Source organism: Amycolatopsis sp. CA-211722, assembly GCF_056828465.1.
Genome location: NZ_CP184752.1, coordinates 2,991,087 through 3,008,758 on the forward strand (window position 1 = coordinate 2,991,087; position 17,672 = coordinate 3,008,758).

Annotated in this window: 14 protein-coding genes; 10 read left to right on the plus strand and 4 right to left on the minus strand. The window is 69.1% G+C overall.

Annotated features, from left to right (window positions below; translation table 11 throughout):
* The first annotated feature begins 517 nt into the window (after positions 1–517).
* From eccB to ACOCEP_RS14795, 3 genes are all read left to right on the plus strand, one after another.
* Complete coding sequence (gene eccB / locus ACOCEP_RS14785) at positions 518–2,128, plus strand: type VII secretion protein EccB (RefSeq protein ID WP_482337789.1); 1,611 nt, start codon at positions 518–520, stop codon at positions 2,126–2,128.
* 69 nt (positions 2,129–2,197) lie between these two features.
* Positions 2,198–2,512, plus strand: a complete 315-nt coding sequence (locus tag ACOCEP_RS14790; protein WP_034304288.1) for a hypothetical protein — start codon at positions 2,198–2,200, stop codon at positions 2,510–2,512.
* Between the two features lie 5 nt (positions 2,513–2,517).
* Positions 2,518–3,657: a WXG100 family type VII secretion target gene (locus ACOCEP_RS14795; protein WP_482337790.1), complete on the plus strand. Its 1,140-nt coding sequence runs from the start codon at positions 2,518–2,520 to the stop codon at positions 3,655–3,657.
* A 95-nt stretch (positions 3,658–3,752) separates the two neighbouring features.
* Here the strand turns inward: ACOCEP_RS14795 and mycP are convergent, their stop codons facing one another.
* Together mycP and eccD are read right to left on the minus strand one after the other, a co-directional pair.
* The gene (gene mycP, locus ACOCEP_RS14800; RefSeq protein WP_482337792.1) at positions 3,753–5,393 is read right to left on the minus strand and encodes a type VII secretion-associated serine protease mycosin; all 1,641 of its coding nucleotides are present in this window, start codon (positions 5,391–5,393) and stop codon (positions 3,753–3,755) included.
* Between the two features lie 23 nt (positions 5,394–5,416).
* The gene (eccD, locus tag ACOCEP_RS14805; RefSeq protein WP_482339719.1) at positions 5,417–6,781 is read right to left on the minus strand and encodes a type VII secretion integral membrane protein EccD; all 1,365 of its coding nucleotides are present in this window, start codon (positions 6,779–6,781) and stop codon (positions 5,417–5,419) included.
* Positions 6,782–7,249: 468 nt separating this feature from the next.
* On the opposite strand from eccD, the gene eccCa reads away from it, so the two are divergent.
* The 5 genes from eccCa (at position 7,250) to ACOCEP_RS14830 (ending at position 14,521) form a co-directional block, all read left to right on the plus strand.
* A complete protein-coding gene (gene eccCa, locus ACOCEP_RS14810) occupies positions 7,250–11,257 on the plus strand; it encodes a type VII secretion protein EccCa (RefSeq protein ID WP_482337793.1) in 4,008 nt (1,335 codons plus the stop codon).
* Between the two features lie 51 nt (positions 11,258–11,308).
* The gene (locus tag ACOCEP_RS14815; protein WP_482337794.1) at positions 11,309–13,237 is read left to right on the plus strand and encodes a type VII secretion-associated protein; all 1,929 of its coding nucleotides are present in this window, start codon (positions 11,309–11,311) and stop codon (positions 13,235–13,237) included.
* A 29-nt stretch (positions 13,238–13,266) separates the two neighbouring features.
* Positions 13,267–13,629, plus strand: a complete 363-nt coding sequence (locus tag ACOCEP_RS14820) for a hypothetical protein (RefSeq protein WP_192747841.1) — start codon at positions 13,267–13,269, stop codon at positions 13,627–13,629.
* A gap of 232 nt (positions 13,630–13,861) precedes the next feature.
* A complete protein-coding gene (locus ACOCEP_RS14825) occupies positions 13,862–14,182 on the plus strand; it encodes a WXG100 family type VII secretion target (protein WP_219146112.1) in 321 nt (106 codons plus the stop codon).
* A gap of 54 nt (positions 14,183–14,236) precedes the next feature.
* The gene (locus ACOCEP_RS14830; RefSeq protein ID WP_125679971.1) at positions 14,237–14,521 is read left to right on the plus strand and encodes a WXG100 family type VII secretion target; all 285 of its coding nucleotides are present in this window, start codon (positions 14,237–14,239) and stop codon (positions 14,519–14,521) included.
* A 122-nt stretch (positions 14,522–14,643) separates the two neighbouring features.
* On the opposite strand, the gene ACOCEP_RS14835 is transcribed toward ACOCEP_RS14830, so the two are convergent.
* Positions 14,644–15,372 (minus strand): DUF4333 domain-containing protein, encoded by a 729-nt coding sequence (locus tag ACOCEP_RS14835; protein ID WP_482337796.1) that lies wholly within the window; start codon positions 15,370–15,372, stop codon positions 14,644–14,646.
* A 59-nt stretch (positions 15,373–15,431) separates the two neighbouring features.
* Entirely contained in the window at positions 15,432–16,322 is an 891-nt protein-coding gene (locus ACOCEP_RS14840) for a hypothetical protein (RefSeq protein ID WP_482337797.1), read from the minus strand.
* Positions 16,323–16,598: 276 nt separating this feature from the next.
* Between ACOCEP_RS14840 and rplM the strand changes: the two genes are divergently transcribed.
* Both rplM and rpsI read left to right on the plus strand, forming a co-directional pair.
* Entirely contained in the window at positions 16,599–17,051 is a 453-nt protein-coding gene (gene rplM / locus ACOCEP_RS14845; RefSeq protein WP_005166833.1) for a 50S ribosomal protein L13, read from the plus strand.
* 14 nt (positions 17,052–17,065) lie between these two features.
* Positions 17,066–17,569, plus strand: a complete 504-nt coding sequence (gene rpsI / locus ACOCEP_RS14850; protein ID WP_034304312.1) for a 30S ribosomal protein S9 — start codon at positions 17,066–17,068, stop codon at positions 17,567–17,569.
* Positions 17,570–17,672 lie beyond the last annotated feature (103 nt).

The following is a 17,672-nucleotide window of genomic DNA, read 5'->3' on the forward strand; positions in this document are numbered from 1 at the left end:
CGAACCGTGCCACCGGAGCGGGCGGGGGACCGGACTGCGGGCCGGGGCCGCCGGACGGGGGACCGCCAGGGCCCCCTGGACCACCCGGACCACCGGGTCCTCCCGGGCCACCAGGACCGCCGGGCCCCTTGGGGCCCTTCGGTCCTCCTGGACCACCGGGGCCGCCAGGGCCCTGCGGACCGCCAGGCCCTCCAGGACCACCTGGGCCCCCGGGACCACGAGGAACACCGGGGCCTCCCGGGCCTCCGGCCGGGCCGCCCGGACCACCCGGTCTGCCGGGCCTGGGCGGCGGTCCCGGCGGACGACCAGGAGGTTGCGACCCCGGAGGGCCGGGCGGACGTGGAGGAGTGGTGACGGACATCCGCGCTTTCTCTTCCCCTCGTGCTTGCTGCGTACCCGGAAAGCCGGTCCCGAGGAACTTGACACTAGCTGGAGTTGGTAGAAACCCCACACCAGACGGTCCCCGTACGGCTATCCTGCGGAACCGTACCGCGACGGGGAGGACTGTAGGTCGAGAATGCCATCAACACCGACTACTAAGTCTCAAGTTCAGGCTTATCAGTTCGTTCTGCGACGGATGCAATCCGCGCTGGTCCGTCGCGACGCCGTCATGCTCCACGACCCGATGCGCACGCACACGCGGGCCACCATCGTGGGTGTCGTGCTGGCCGCGCTGGGCGTCCTGGTCTTCGTGATCTGGGGCCTGCTGAACCCGAAGCCCGCCGTGCCGGAAGCGGGCAACATCGTCATCGGCGAGCAGTCCGGAACGGTCTACGTCGTGGCCGGGAACCCGAAGAAACTGATCCCCACCTTCAATCTCGCCTCCGCGCGGCTGCTGATCATCGCGCAGTCGAAACAAGGCGCGCAGCAGGCGGGTGCCAAGCCTTCCGGGCCCACGCAGGCCTCCGAAGTGAAGAACCCCACAGTCGTCTCGGACGAACAGCTGAAGAACATCCCCCGCGGCCAGCTCATGGGTATTCCGAACGGCCCGCAGCTGATGCCGACGGACAGCCAGCGGGTCACCCCGGACTGGGGTGTCTGCGACGAGGTCATGTACGACCCGTCCGTGCCTCAGCCGGACCTCACGAAGACGGAGACGACCGTCTACGCGGGCGTGAAGCAGCTCGGGAGCCGTGAACTCGGCCAGAACGAGGCCTTGCTGGCCAAGGGCGCCAACGGCCGCGAGTACCTGATCTACCGGCAGAAGCCGGACCCGAACGCCCGGAACGCGAACGCGGTCAAGGCCGAGATCCAGCCCGACGCCGACGCCGTCCGTTCCGCGCTGAAACTGCCCAATCAGCCCCGCGGTATCTCGCAGGGCCTGCTGGACGCCATCCCCGAGGTGCCGGAGCTGAAGCTCCCGGACGTCCCGGGCAAGGGCGAGACCCCGGCCTACGAGATCGAAGGCATGAAGGTCGGCGACGTGTTCTCCACGGAGCAGGCCGAAGGGCGGAAGGACTTCTACCTCATCACGAGGGAAGGCATCCAGGCCATCTCGCCCGCCGTCGCGGACATCGTGAAGACCGGGAAGAACGACGGCAGCACCTCGGTCACGTCCGTGCCGCTGGCCGCGATCCGCAACCTCACGCGGGTTTCCCAGGTCGTCGAGCTCGACGCGTATCCCCAGACCGTGCCGACGGTGCTCAACGCGACCCAGGGCTCCCGGGTCTCCTGCCTGAGCTGGTCCATCACCGGCGAAGGCGCTTCCCGGGACGCGCACACGGCCGTGTTCGTCGACGACAAGCTGCCGAAGGGCAGGAACGCCGACGGATCCGCACCTGGCGTCAAGATCGGTACCCCCGGTCCGGTCGGCGCGCCGATCAACAGCTTCTACATGGAGCCCGGCTTCGCGGCGGTCGTCCAGTCCGCGACCGGCAAGGAGACCTTCGACAAGGGACCGATCCAGCTGATCTCCGATCGCGGGATCCGGTACGGCGTCCCCGACGCCGTCACGGCGGATTCGATCGGGCTCAACAAGCGGGTACCCGCTCCCGAGTCCATCGTCAGGATCCTGCCCACCGGCGCATCGCTGAACACGCAGGACGTGCTCCGGACGTTCGACACGGTGCCGATCGACGACCGGGCCGGTTCGGTCGCCACGCAGTCGCAGGCTCCGGCGGGTAACTGATCACCGGGAACCCCTCGGACGGCGCGAGCGTCTCAACGCCCGAGCGGAATCGGGTGAGTGGAGGGTGCAGTGGCCGGCCTGAAGATCGACGGTGACGTCGTCGGTGACTACGCGAAACGGGTGGACGCGGCCGCCGGAGAGCTCGACCTGGCGGCCGCGGAGGTGACAGGTGAGGGTGTCACCGTCGAATCTCACGGCACGCTGGGGGAGGAACTGGGCCTCGGCGCGTCCTATGGGCGCGCGGCCGAGGCCATCCGGCGGCAGCTGGTGGAAGGTGCGGCCGCGCTGAGGTCGGCGTCCGAGGCCCTGCACACGGTGACCGCGCGGCACGCCGGGCACGACGACGAGGCCGCGCAGACGATCAAGCGCGCAGTGGAGCTCTGAACCGCATGATCGCCGAATCGGAGAACCCGACGGATTCCATCCCGCACCCGATGGCGGCCGCACGCCCCGCGGCTCCCGAGGCGCCCCCGATCGCGTTTAGCCCGCTAAACGCGACGGGGTCGGGGGGTGAGGAGCTGATCGAGGCCGCGGCACCGCATCTGGCCTTCGTCTCGGAGCTGTCCGGCCATCTGGGGCTGATCGATCCGGTCGAGACCTACCTGACGCCTCTCGCGGGGCGTTGGGAAGACTTGAAGGTCGAGGCGGACCTGCTCCGGAAGGCGGCGAAGACCGCTGGCAACGTCTCGAAAGAGCTCTCGGAGGACCTCGGACGTCTCGACGCCGGATGGTCCGGCAAGGACGCGGACGCCTTCGTGGCGTACATCGTGGACATCAACGCCGCGGGCTCCGACGTCGAAGACGCCCTGAGCACGCTGGCGAGCTCGCTCGACGAGCTGGTGCTGTCGATCCGCCGCATCCTGACCGACCTCGTGGAGGTCCTGGTCGACACGGCCGAACTGACCTCCGAGACCGCGATGCTGCCGGTCGGCGGCGTCCGGCGGGCGCGGACCCAGCTGGAGGAGGCGCAGGAGTCGGCCAAGGCGCTCTTTGAGGCCGCTCGCAACGTCCTCGAGGGTTTCGTGCGGTTTTGCGACGGCGTCGACGACCCTGACGCGGGCGCGCGGAGTATCGAAATCGCTCACCGGTACCCGCAGGACGAGTTCAAGCTTCACGACGATTCCGAGGCGCAGGGCGCGCCGGTGCCCGACAAGGCCCCCGCCGAGCCGGATTCCGGTGCGGCGTCCGACGATCAGTCGACGTCGCCGTCCGCGGCGGACGGCAGGCAGACCGGGTCGCAGGAACCGTTGATTTCGCAAGGGCAGGCGCTGGTCCCGGAGGTCGCGCCCGTCCAGGCCGCTCCGGCTCAAGGGCACGGGGTCGCCGGGGCCGGGTCGGCGATGATGCCGATGGGGATGGCGCCGATGATGGGGATGGGCGGCATGGGCGGTGGAGGCCAGACGGCTCACCAGTCCAAGACGCGGCCCGCCTCGAAACCGTCCGATGTGGTCGGTGAGCCCGGCCAGGTCGTCCCGCCCGTGATCGGCGAAGACGAGAAGCCCGCACCGAAGCCCAAGCTGGCCAAGTAGGAGCCCCCATGGCCGGAGCGACTTTCGCGGGCTAACCGCGATCTGGGCGGCTCTCAGGCGAGCCCGGATCGCGGTTAGCCCGCGAAACGCAAGTGCTACGGGGTCTTGCGGCCCGGTGAGGCGGTCGGCCGGTTGCGGCGGACCGAGTGCACGACGAACAGCGTGATGAGCAGCGCCACCAGGCCCCCGCCGGTTCCGGCGAGCGCGACGATCATCGGCGCGGGATCACGGTCGTTCGCGGGCGGCAGGTTCGCCGGCAGCTGGACCGGCTTCGCCTTGTCCGCCTCCGACGGCACGATCGCCGTCAGCGCCGCGATCGGATCGATGACGCCGAAGCCGACGAAGTTGTCCCGTCCGCCCGGCGCCGCGGGGTGCTGTGCCGTCGCCTTGATCCGGTTCATCACCTCACGGGCGTTCAGCTCCGGGAACTTCGCGCGCACAAGCGCGGCCACGCCGGCGACGTACGGGGCGGCGAAGCTGGTCCCTTGGATGGGACCCGGGTCTTTGCCACCCTCGATGGTCAGGTTGGCCAGGCTGCTGGAGCCCTCCGCGGGGTCCAGCGAGATGATCTTGGTGCCCGGAGCGGCAACACTGACCCACGGTCCGTGGACGCTGAAATTCGCGACACCGCCGGTCTCGTCGATCGCCGCGACCGACAGCACGTCTTCGGAGAACCAAGGCGGAGTGACGATCGTCTTGGGCACCTTGGGGTCCGGTTGATCGTTCTGCACGCATTTGTCGCCGACGTTGCCCGCCGCCGCGACCACGACCACATTGCGATTGACGGCGTAGTTCACCGCCGCCTGAAGCTCCTGCTCGCGCGGGGTGATGGTGCCGGTGGCCACGCGGCAGTTGTCGACCGACATGTTGATGACGTTGCTGCCCCGGTCGACGGCCCGGACCACCGCTTGCGCGAGCGTGGTCAGCGTGCCCGCGGTCTTGCCCTGCTCCTGCTGCCGTCCACCCTTGTCCTGGCCCGGCGTGGTTCCGCCGACGGCACCGTTCCCCTGAGAGGAGGGCGGTAGCTGCGATCCCGGATTGTTCGACGAGGAAGGGGGAGCCGGGTTGTTGGAAGAAACCGGCGGCTCTTCCTTCTTCTCCACTTCCTCGTAGTTCTGGCTGGACTGCCGGATCGACAGGATCGTGGCGTCCGGTGCCACACCTCGGAACCCGACGCTCGCGTCGGGCGGGTTCGCGGCGATGATCCCTGCCACTTCGGTGCCGTGACCATCACAATCTTCGAGCCCTGGCGCTTTGCCGCCGCCAGGAGTCGCGACGTAGTCACCGCCCGACTCGACGCGACCCCCGAAGTACGGATGCGCGGAGACGCCGGTGTCGATCACGGCGACCTTGATGCCCGCGCCCACCGACTTCGTGGCGCCGCGCATCAGCTGGTGCACCTTTTCGATCTGGAGGTACTCCTGGCCCCATGGCCGGTTCTTGATGTCGACCTGGTCGCCGCCGAGCTTGCTGCGCTGGACGCACTCGGTCTTCTTCTCGTAGGTCTTGTCCGGCTTGCCCAGGTCGGCAGGCTTCTTGGACGGGTCCACCCGGGGCGGGATCGCGTAGTAGCCGCCGGCGTCCGGCGCGATGCTGCTTTGCTGCGCCCACGCGGGAAGAGCCACCGACGCGGGCGAGAGAACACCGATCCCGGCCGCCAGCAGCACCGTTCCGGTACGTGCGGCGAGGCCGAGGTGGCGGACGCGCGTCCCCCTGGACTTCCGCGCTACGGCCATCAGAGCATCATCCGATCGGGTCGTCACTTGAAGTTGAGGTGGCGCAGCGTCGTGTAGAGATCCATGACGCCGAGCGCCAGCGGGAGCACCGTCGCGATGAAGACGGCCTCGAAGATCTCCACCGTCCGCCGCAGCGGCGGCGAGAAGCGCTGGTTCGGGAAGATCACGCCGACCACGAGCGCACCGGCGCCGATCAGCAGCAGCGCGCCGAACACGAACAGGACGCGGTTCAGCGGGCTTGCCGACCACATCCAGCCGAGCAGGATGCCCGCGCCGGACACCATGCCCGTGGTCAGCAGGGCGACGGCCTGCGCGCCGTTCGCGTACGCCCGCGCCCTGAGGAGCAGGACCAGCGTGGCGATCACGCCGAGGATCGGGCCGAAGACCGTCGGAGAGGTCGAGGCGATGATCGCGAACAGTGCCGTGGCCGCGCCGCAGCCGGTCAGCAGGCCGGTCATGTACTCGTGGGCGACCGCGGTGCGGCGTTCGATGGCGCGGTAGTCCGGGAAGCCCGAGTCTTCCTTGAGCTCTTCGGCGCTGCCGGGCACGTGCGGCGTCGGAAGGGCCGCGAGCTTGATCGTCGCGCGCGGCAGGAGCGAGATGCAGGCCAGCGAGAACGCGGTGGCACCGGCGGCGATCCCGGCGATCGGGGTGTCGATGAGCGTCGCGGCAAGGAACGTCAGCGCCGAGATCGTGGCCGTCGTCGCGGCCGCGATGAACGTGGTGATCCCGTGTCCGATGACGAGGATGCAGACCGCCGCCACGATGATCACGAGAGCGCTCGCGAGCAGCAGGTTCGCCCACACGGACAGCCCCGGCACGATGTAGAAGCCGCTGACGAAGGCCAGCGGCAGACCGCCGGCGGCGGCGATCAGGACGCCGGTCGCCTCGGCCTGGTAGGCCTTGGCCAGTGTCGCGCCGATCGCGACGCACGCGATCGCGCCGACACCGCCCGCGATGGCGGCGGCGAGCGCGTTGCCGCCGTAGAGCGAGCCACTGGTGAAGAGCGCGAGGGCCGCGAAGAACAGCGCCAGGCCGCCCGCGATGTGCCCGAAGCGGCGCGCCGTCTCCTTGGTCCACGGACGGAAGCTGTCCGGGGACGACTCGGCGATCGCGTCGACGACGTCGTCGTACAGCGGGGGCGGCGGGTTCTCGTTGCGCTTGCGCAGCTGCAGCAGCTCGCCGTCGACCACGCCGAGGGACGCGAGGGTCCGGCTCGGGTCGAGGGGCGCGTCGCCCAGCTTCGCCAGCGCCCAGCCGCCGTGGCGGGCGCCGCCGTCCGGCGTCGCCTCCTTCGCCATCTCCAACAGCATGGGCAGCAGGTCCGCCACCGCGACGTCAGCCGGCAAAGCCACGTCGATCCGGGTGCGTGGCGCGACCACCGTCACCCTGCTGAATACCGTCGTGCCCGTTGCCACTGCCTTCCCCCTGCCCTGAGAGTCTGCTCCCGGGGGAACCTATACCGAACCCGGGTGCCCACATCATCGACTGTCGGAAAAAGACCGGCAAAAGTAAGAGAGGCGACCTCCGAGCCCCGCTCACCGGCTGCCGGCGCGTCGACTTTAGCGGGCTAAACGCGACGCGCCCGAGCCCCGGGCACCTGGGCGGCCCAGACCGCCAGATCGCGATTAGGGGGCTAAACGCACGTCGGGCGTCTGGGGCGCCGGATCGCAGTTAGGCCGCTAAACGCACGTCGGCGGAGCCGGAGCCCTACACTCCCGGCATGCGTATGGTCCCGGCCGGGGCCGTTCTCGGCGTTGTCCGGATTTCGTCGGTCACGTTCGATAGGTTGTCTCGCGCACCAGTACGCGCACCAACGGTGGCCGCCATCGTCGAGTTTGAAGAGGGGTCCTTCGATGAGCACGCTGCAGTTCAAGAAGTCACCGCGTCTGGCGGCGCCGCGGCCGCCGGGCGGCGAGGTGCATCTCGAACCGCCGCCTGAGGTGCCGCGCACCATCCCGGGCAACATCGTCATGAAGCTGCTTCCCGCGGTGATGATCGTCGCCTCCATCGGCATGATGATCTTCATGTTCACCACCGGTGGACGCAATCCCATGATGATGATGATGGGCGGCATGATGGTGCTCAGCACCGTCGGCATGATGGCCGGCGGCGCGGGCAAGGGCGGCGGCGCCAAAAAGGCCGAGATGGACGAGGACCGCAAGGACTACCTGCGCTACCTCGGCCAGATGCGCGACAGGGCCCGTGAGGCCATGGTCGACCAGCGCGCCGCCCTCGAATGGGTCCACCCCGACCCGCAGACCCTGTGGTCGCTGGCCGCGAGCCGCCGCATGTGGGAACGCCGCCAGAACGACCAGGACTTCCTCCACCTCCGCGTCGGCCGCAGCTCGCACCGGCTCGCGACGCGGCTGGTGCCGCCGCAGACCGGCCCGGTCGACGAGCTGGAGCCGATCGCCACGCTCGCCCTGCGCCGGTTCGTCCGCGCGCACTCGATCGTCCCGGACCTCCCGACCCAGATCACCCTCCGCGGGTTCGCCGCGGTCAGCATGCAGGGCGACCGCGGTCTGACCCGCGGCCTCACCCGGGCGATGCTGGCCCAGCTGGTCACCTTCCACAGCCCCGACGACGTCCTCATCGCGGTCGCGACGGCGGGCCGCGCCAAGGAGGAATGGGAGTGGGCGAAGTGGCTGCCGCACGCCCAGCACCCGGCGCTCGCCGACGGTATCGGCCAGCTGCGGATGATGGCGGGTTCCCTCGCGCAGATCGAGCAGTGGCTCGACGAAGAACTCCGTGACCGCCAGCGCTTCTCCCGCAACGCGACGCCCGCCCCGGACCAGCCGCACGTCGTCATCATCGTCGACGACGCCGAGGTCACCCGCGAAGAGCAGATCATCCTCGAAGAGGGCCTGGTCGGCGTCACCCTGATCGACCTTTCCGACTCCATCGGCAACCTCGCGGCCCGTCGTGGTCTGCGGCTGGTCGTCGAGGAAGACCGTCTCGGCGCGCGCAGCGCCGGCGGCGTCGAATGGTTCGGCCGCCCGGACACGCTCAGCGTGGTCGAGTCCGAAGCGCTGGCCCGGCTCCTCGCCCCGTACCGCGTCGGCACCGCCGCGCAGGACGCCGCCGAGGAAGAGCCGCTGCTGTCCAACCCCGGTCTGCTCGAACTGCTGGGCATCCCCGGCGACCCGATGACCTTCGACGTCCAGCAGGCCTGGCGGCCGCGCCCGGTGCGAGACCGCTACCGCGTCCCGTTCGGCGTCGGCGAATACGGCCAGCCGGTCGAGCTGGACATCAAGGAAGCCGCGATGGAGGGCATGGGCCCGCACGGCCTGTGCATCGGGGCGACCGGTTCCGGTAAGTCGGAGTTCCTCCGCACCCTGGTGCTGGGCATGCTCGCCACGCACTCGTCGAGCACGCTGAACTTCGTCCTCGTCGACTTCAAGGGTGGTGCGACGTTCCTCGGTCTGGACGCCGCTCCGCACGTCTCCGCGGTCATCACCAACCTCGCGGACGAGGTCACGCTGGTCGACCGCATGAAGGACGCGCTGGCCGGCGAGATGAACAGGCGCCAGGAGGCGCTGAAGAACGGCGGTAACTTCAAGAACGTCTGGGAGTACGAGAAGGCCCGCGAGAACGGCGCCGACCTCGACCCGCTGCCCGCGCTCTTCATCGTCTGTGACGAGTTCTCCGAGCTGCTGGCCGCCAAGCCGGACTTCATCGACCTGTTCGTCGCCATCGGCCGTCTGGGCCGGTCGCTGCAGATGCACATGCTCCTCGCGTCGCAGCGGCTGGAAGAGGGCAAGCTGCGCGGTCTCGACTCGCACCTGTCCTACCGCATCGGTCTGAAGACCTTCTCCGCCGCGGAATCCCGTGCCGCGATCGGCGTGCCCGACGCGTTCGAGCTGCCGTCCGTGCCCGGTGGCGGTTACCTCAAGTACGACACTTCGACGCTGGTGCGCTTCAAGGCTTCGTACGTCTCGGGCCCGTACCGGCCCGCGGGCATCAAGGCCGCCGGCCCGGTCGCGACCGTCGTCCGCGCGGACAAGCGCCCGCAGCTGTTCGTCCCGGACTTCGTCGAGCTGCCGAAGGAACCGGAGCCGCAGCAGATCGAGGCCGCGCCGGTGGAAGAGGCCAAATCGGACGAGGCCGTCGAGCCCAGCGAGCTCGACGTGATCGTGTCCCGGCTGATCGGCCAGGGACCGCCCGCGCACGAGGTGTGGCTGCCGCCGCTCAAGGAGCCGAACTCGCTCGACACCCTGCTGCCGAACCTGAACCCCACCGACGACCGCGGTCTTTCCCCGGTCGGGTTCTTCGGCAACGGACGGCTCCAGGTGCCGATGGGCATCGTCGACCGTCCGTACGAGCAGCGTCGTGACCTGCTGTGGGCCGACTTCTCCGGTGGCGCCGGGCACGGTGTGATCGTCGGCGGTCCGCAGTCGGGCAAGTCGACCATGCTCCGGACGCTGATCATGTCGATGGCGCTGACCCACACCCCCGAGGAAGCGCAGTTCTACGCGCTCGACCTCGGTGGCGGTACGTTGGCCGGTCTCCAGGGCCTGCCGCACGTCGGTGGCGTCGCCGTCGCCCGGCGCGAGCCGGACAAGGCCCGCCGGATCGTGGCCGAGCTGACCACCCTGCTCACCGAGCGGGAAGGCCGGTTCGGTGCCATGGGCATCGACTCGATGAACGAGTTCCGCAACCGCAAGCGGCGGGGCGAGATCAAGCCCGAGGAAGACGCCTTCGGTGACGCCTTCCTGATCGTCGACAACTGGAAGGCCCTGCGGGACGACTTCGACGAGCTGGAGACCTCGATCACCAAGCTCGCCACCCAGGGTCTTTCCTACGGCGTGCACGTCATCATCGCGGCGAACCGGTGGGCGGACATCCGCCCGGCGATCAAGGACATGATCGGTACCCGGTTCGAGCTCCGCCTCGGTGACCCGAGCGAGTCGGACATCGACCGCCGGGTCGCGGTGAACGTCCCGGCCGGGCGCCCCGGCCGCGGTCTCACCAGGGACAAGCTCCACCTGCTGACCGGTCTGCCGCGGATCGACGGATCGAGCAACCCGGACGACGTCGCCGCCGGTGTCGCCGACGCGGTCGCGAAGATCAAGGCCGCGTGGAAGGGCCGCCCGGCGCCGCAGGTCCGCCTGCTGCCGGAGATGGTCACCTACGACGAGGTCCTGTCCATCGACACCAAGCGCAACACGAAGCTGGTGCCGATCGGTGTCAACGAGGAAGACCTCCAGCCGATCTACCTGGACTTCGCCGCCGATTCGCACTTCTACGCGTTCGCGGACGGCGAGTCGGGCAAGACGAACCTGCTGCGCCAGATCACCAGGGGCATCACCGAGCGGTACACGACGCAGGAAGCGGTCATCATCCTCGTCGACTACCGGCGCACGATGCTCGGCTTCGTCGGCGGGGACCAGCTGCTCGGCTACGCGGTGTCCGCCGCGCAGCTGGAAAGCATGGTCAAGGACGTGCACGGGTCGATGACCCGGCGCCTCCCCGGTCCGGACGTCACGCAGGAACAGCTCAAGACGCGGTCCTGGTGGACCGGTCCCGAGCTGTTCGTCATCGTCGACGACTACGACCTGGTCGCCACGCAGACGAGCAACCCGCTGAAGCCGCTCGCCGAATTCCTCGCGCAGGCGAAGGACGTCGGTCTGCACATCGTCGTCGTGCGCCGCAGTGGTGGCGCGAGCCGGGCGATGTTCGACCCGATCCTCGGCAAGCTCAGGGAGATCGCGGCGCCCGGTATGGTCATGAACGGCTCGCGCGACGAGGGCAACCTCGTCGCCAACGTGAAGCCGAGCCAGATGCCGCCGGGCCGAGGCAACCTCGTCACCCGGAAGCACGGCAAGCAGCTCATGCAGGTCTCGTGGATCCAGCCGGACTGATGAGGCGACGGCCGGGCGTGGGGTGACGACGATGATCTGCGGGAGTGGCTTGTGACAGTGCGGGTAGCGGTGGACTTCGGGACATCGAGCACCTGCGTAGTCGCTTCGATCAACGGCCGCGAGCCGCAGGTCGTCGTGGTGGACGGGCAGCCCCTGATGTCGTCGGCGGTCTACGCCGCGCCGGACGGGACGCTGTTCGTCGGCCAGGAGGCGGAGCGGCAGGCCGCGGTGGATCCGTCGCGCTACGAGCCGAACCCGAAGCGCCGGATCGACGAAGGCGACCTGCTGCTGGGCGACAACGTCCTACGCGTGACCGACGTCGTCCACGCCGTGCTGAAACGCGCGGTGACCGAGGCGCGCCGGCTCGCCGGCGACGCCGAGGTCGAGCTGCTCGTCCTGACCCATCCCGCGGATTGGGGCGCGACCCGGACCCGGCTGCTCCGGCAGGCGGCGAACGGGCTCGCGCGCCAGGTCGCGCTGGTGCCGGAGCCGGTCGCCGCGGCGGTCTACCACGCCGCGACGTTCGCCCCGGCCGATCTCAATTCCGAACGCACCGTCGAGTTCAGCGGCCGTCCGGGAGACGCTCTGGCGGTCCTGGACCTGGGCGGTGGCACCGTCGACGTCTCCGTGGTGCAGCGCATGCCCGGCAGCCCGGCGGATCGCAGTTCGCCCGCTAAACGCGCCGGGTTCCAGGTGCTGGCCACCCGGGGGGATCCGAGCTTCGGGGGAGCGGACGTCGATCAGGCGCTCCTGGAGCACGTGGGTTCGCTGGTGTCGGCGGCCGATCCGCCGGAATGGCGGAAGCTCGTCGAGGGCCGCGAGCTCACGGACAGACGGCGTCGCCGCGTTCTGCGGCAGGACGTGCGCGGCGCGAAGGAGACGCTCTCGCGGCACGCGTACACCGACGTCCCGATGCCGCCGCCGTTCGCCGACGCGCATGTGACCAGGGAAGACCTCGAGCGGCTCATCGCGGGCCCGCTCGGCCGCGCGGTCGAGCTGACCGTGGCCGCGATCGGCGATTCCGGGCTGCGGCCGAAGCAGCTGACGGCGATCTTCCTCGTGGGCGGGTCGAGCCGGATCCCGATGGTGTCCCGGCTGGTGCACGAACGGACCGGTGTCGTACCGACGACGCTGGACCAGCCGGAGACCGTGGTCGCCCGCGGTGCCCTGCGTGCCGTGCTGATCGACCCGGACCGGACGGGTTCCCTCGCGGGCTCCGCGGTCTCCCGGGCAGGCGGCGGTCCCGTGCCCGCCCCCGTCGACCGGCGCCCCCCGTTCCCTCCCGGCCCGCCCCCACAGAACGCGTTTAGCCCGCTGAACGCGACGCGGCAGCAGGGCCCGCCGTCGCCGCCGATGGGCCAGCAGGGGGTGGCGCCCCCGCAGCCGTGGCGGCCGGGAGAGCCCGCCCGCGAGACCAAACCCGCCGAGCGTGGCGGGAAGACCAAGAAGGCGCCGTGGATCGTCGTCGCGGCGGTGGTGGCCGTCGCGGCGGTCGTGGGAGGCGTCCTCTTCGCGGTCAACAGCGGGGAGGCCGAGCCGGAGGGCCGCACACTCGCCCAGTACGACTACCGCTTCATCGCGCCGCCGGACTGGACGCAGACCGACGATCGCGTCGCCAAGCGTCAGGTGGTGATCCACCCGAGCGACTCCCTCAACGGGGACGACCTCGTGGTCGCCCAGGAATTCGTGATGACCTACGACGCGACGGCCGACAGACAGAAGCTCGTCGACGAACTCAGCGCCGAGGCACAGCGAGAGCCGGATAAATACAGCGGCTTCAGCGGCAGCGCGAACTACGCCGGCAAGGCCGTCATCTACTACCGCGAGACCAAACCGAGTGCCCGCGTCGACTGGTACGTCGTCGCTCAGGGAAAGATCCGCGTCCACATCGGTTGCCAGTACGGCACCGGCTCACCGCACGAGCAACGGGTGAGCGCGGCCTGCGAGCAGGTCGTCAAAACGATGGTGGTCGTCAACTGAAGGGGGAGGCAGAAAGGAGGGGGAGACAGATGCCACCCGAACCCGAGACCGCCGCCGAACACTTCGCGCGTACAGGGCGGGACGCGGTCACCTATGCGCGGCAGGTCGCCCGCACGGCCAAAGCGCGCTACGAACGCCGCCGGGGCGAGAACGCCGAACTGGCGAAGCAATTCGGCAAGGGGCGGCTCGCGGGCGGCGAGACCGCGCCGACCCCTGCCGCCCTCCGGAACGCCGCGAAACGGTTCCGGGTGGGCGCCGGTCTTCCGGTTCCCCCGTTGCCCTCCGCGGCGGACTTGGTTCCCCTTCGGCCAGAACCGGCGCCCCGACGGCCACGTGTGGGTGACGACGACGAGGACTTTTCGCAGTCGCGAATCATGAGCCGCGGCGATTGAACGGCCTGTGTGCATTCGCTAAATCGCATGGTGAAGGCCATTTTCCCCGCCTGAAACGCAGCGTGCGCGCCAAGTTTCCGCGCCCGGTTCCCGCCGGGAGCGTTAACGCAAGCAACTACTTGAAACCAACGAGCGACAAGAGGGAACCAGACGTGGCAGTGTCTCCGTCGTAGGTCCGTACCAAACGAACTTCACCAAGTGCGGATAACCACGAACGAAGGGGGTAGCTCCCATGGCTGGCGGTTTTCAGGGAGATGTCGAGCAGTTCACCCAGGCCGAGAAGCGGGTGACTGAGGTTCGCGTCTCGATGGACCAGAACCTGAGCAAGCTTCGCGACAACATCGAGGCCACCCGCGCGGGCTGGACCGGCGACGCTTCGATCGCGTTCAACAACGTGATGAAGCGCTTCGACGACACGGGCCGTGCGCTCAACCAGGCCCTCCAGAACATCGGTGACCTGCTCGAGCAGGCCGGCTCGAAGTACAACGCTACCGAGCAGCAGCAGCAGGAACTCATCAACTCGGTCAACAAGGGCTTCGGCGTCCTCGGCTGATCTGGCTCCACCCCGCAACAATCCGAGACTTTTCTTTAATCACTGGAGGAATTCATGGGCGAGATGAAGGTCGATTACGCCACGATCCACGCGGCGGCCGACGACTGCAAGAGCACCGGTGGCGAGCTGGAGTCCCTCTTCGGTCAGCTGAAGAGCGACCTCGCTCCGCTGGTCAACACCTGGCAGGGTGACGCGCAGACCGCGTACATCGCCGCGCAGACCGAGTGGGACAACAAGTTCGAGGAGCTCAAGCAGCTGCTCGCGCAGGTCGCCGGCGTGCTGCCGCAGCTGGCCGACGGTTACCAGGCCACGGAACAGGGCGTCACCGGCCTGTTCTGAGTCTTCCGGCTCCGAACGAGCAACGGCGGGCAGGCATCTTCGGATGCCGAGCCCGCCGTTTCGTTTGTGTCAAAGGAAAAGCCGCGACGGAGCCCGTCGCGGCTTTTCTCGTCCGGCCGCGGTCAGTGCGGCGCGCCGACCTCGAATTCCGGGCTGGTGTTGAGCACGCGGACGGTGACCTTCTTCTGCTGCCCCGAAAGATCGATCGAGCAGTCGAACGTGGTGCCGTTCTCCACCGGCTGGCCGGAAGGACAGGACACGTTCTTCACGTCCGGTTCCCCGTAATGCTCGTTGAGCACGCGGACGACGCCGCCCTGGACCGACTTCTGGTCGAGCGTGTCGCCCGCGAACGCGCCGAGCAGCCAGGCGCCGACGCCGCCCGCGACCAAGACGGCCGCGGCGACCCCGCCGATCAGCAGGGTCTTCTTGGCGGCCTTGGGCTTCTTCGGCTCTGCCCCGAAAGCGCCGAGCCCGCCGTACTGGGAGGACGGGGCGGGCTGGAACCCGCCGCCGTACTGTCCCTGCGGGGGAGCGCTCGGAACCTGGTGCTGTGCCTGCCAATCCTGCTGCTGCGGCACGGGCTGCTGCTGAGGCTGCTGCCACGCCGTCCCCGGCGCGGGGGCGCCGCTTTGCTGCCAGGGCCCGGAAAAGGAACCGGTGACGCCAGGCTGCTGCTGCCACTGTCCCGTGTAGGAACCGGTGGTCGCCGCGTTCGGGTCGTTCTGCTGCCACTGCCCGGAGTGCGGTCCGGTGGCCTGGCCTTCCTGCTGCCAGCCCTGCTGCTGGTTCGCGGGATTCGCGGGCGGCTGCCACCACTGCTGCTGCGGCTGCTGTTCGGGGGGCTGGCTCATCGGTGGTCACCTCGGGACTTCGGGAACTTCACGGCGTCGGGACGAAAGCTGGCCATGGCTCAGACGCCCTTCAACTCGCTGAAGCGGCGGTTGAAGTCGTCCTTGGCCGCCTTGTCCGGCAACACGGTGATCTGCGAAGCGTCGGGCAGCTTGGGCAGATCCTGCGCGCTCGCCTTGCCCGTGAAGCGGAAGTCGTAGCGCAGCTCGATCTTGTGCCCGCCGCCTTCGATCTTGGCGTCCATCACGATCTGGCTCAGCGTCCCGTCCGGGTTGAGGGAGACGGTGGTGTGCACCGGCGCCTTCTTCATCTCGGCCGTGACCGCCCCGCTGATCGACGGCGGCAGGATCTCCACCCGCCGTTCCATGAACTTCCCGAAGGGGATGTCCGCGGTCAGCTCGATCCGGTTCTCCGGAAGGCTTTTGGCGCCCTTCACGATCTTCTTGTCCGCGTTGTAGGACACCGCGATCGCGTCGGCCATCTTGCAGGCGGTGATGATCCCGACCCAGGCGCACGGGATCGCCAGCCCCGCCTCCGACTTCGGCATCGAGACCCACGGTGTCGGGGCGAGGCTCTTGTAGACGGGGCCGAGGTATACGTACTCGACGGTCCCGTCGGCGGGGGTGTACCAGTCGATGCTGTCGTCCGGGTTCTTCTGCGAGCGCTGGCGGCTGACCCGGCCTTCCGGCGAACCGGTGCGGGCGGAGGAGATCGTGCTGCGGATGTACTTCTCGTCGAACCGGAAGTAGGCGCCCGACTCGCTGGTGACGTCGCGCTGCTGGCCGATGGTGTCCTGGAGCTTGTTCATCGCCGTTTCGAACTTCGTGCCGACGTAGGTCGCCGCGTCGTCACCCTTCGGCACGGCGGTGCCCGCCCGCCCCTGGCCGCAGGCGGTGGTGAGGGCCAGCACGGCGCTCAGCACGCACAAGATGGTCGTTGGACGTTTGTTCATCGCCGTTCCCCTGATCGAGTCCCCCGCGCGCGGTGCGCGTCCGGATCGTCTCATCCTCTCCCGCGAAGGACGATGCCGTGGGCGGTTCCGCCACACCGGCGAGGTACAGTTGCGGGGCGCCCGCCGGGCGCCGGTCCTAGTATGGGACCCCGGACCGACCCCCGCTTCGCAGTAGGGTCGGGCGTGGGGGTATCTTCATATGTCGTTGTGCGCTGCGGCGCGTAAGCGCTAGGCCCGCACAGAACCCACACGCAATGTTGACGACGAGGTAGACCCTTGCCCACGTACAGCCCCAAGCCCGGCGACGTCACTCGTGCCTGGCACGTGATCGACGCCGAGGATGTCGTGCTCGGCCGGCTCGCGACCGAGGTCGCCACGCTGCTGCGCGGCAAGCACAAGCCGACCTACGCCCCGCACGTGGACACCGGTGACTTCGTCATCATCGTCAACGCCGAGAAGGTCGCGCTCACCGGTAACAAGCGCGAGCAGAAGTTCGCGTACCGGCACAGCGGTTACCCCGGTGGTCTGCGCAAGCGCTCCTTCGGCGAACTGCTCGACACCAAGCCCGAGCACCTGCTCGAGAAGGTCGTCAAGGGCATGCTCCCGAAGAACAAGCTCGGCCGCGCCCAGGCGAAGAAGCTCAAGGTCTACGCCGGTGCCGAGCACCCGCACGCCGCGCAGCAGCCGCAGGCGCGCGAGATCACCAAGATCGCGCAGGTCGCGCAGTGAGTGAGGAACAGTCTGTGACCAGCACCGAGACCGAGGCCGTCGAGGCTGTCGCGACCACGGAGACCGCTCCGGTCGGCGACGCCGTCGCGACCAGCGAGACCCCCGCCGCCCCGCGTCCGTCGCGTGCCGCCGGTGGCAACGCCCAGACGGTCGGCCGCCGTAAGGAAGCCGTCGTCCGGGTGCGCGTCGTTCCCGGTACCGGTGAGTTCAAGCTCAACGGCCGCACGCTCGAAGAGTACTTCCCGAACAAGGTGCACCAGCAGCTCATCCGTGAGCCGCTGGTGACGGTCGACAAGCCCGACTCGTTCGACATCTTCGCCAACCTGCACGGTGGCGGGATCTCGGGCCAGGCCGGTGCGCTCCGCCTCGCGATCGCCCGTGCGCTCGTCGAGGTCGACGCCGACGACCGCCCGGCCCTGAAGAAGGCCGGCTTCCTGACCCGTGACGCCCGCGCCACGGAGCGGAAGAAGTACGGCCTCAAGAAGGCCCGTAAGGCTCCGCAGTACAGCAAGCGCTGATCGCGCCTCTGGCGCAACCCGCGGAAGCGCCCATCCGTCTCTCGGATGGGCGCTTCCGTGTTTCCGGGGTCCATCGGTCCCCGCTCGCCTCCAGTCCCACCCG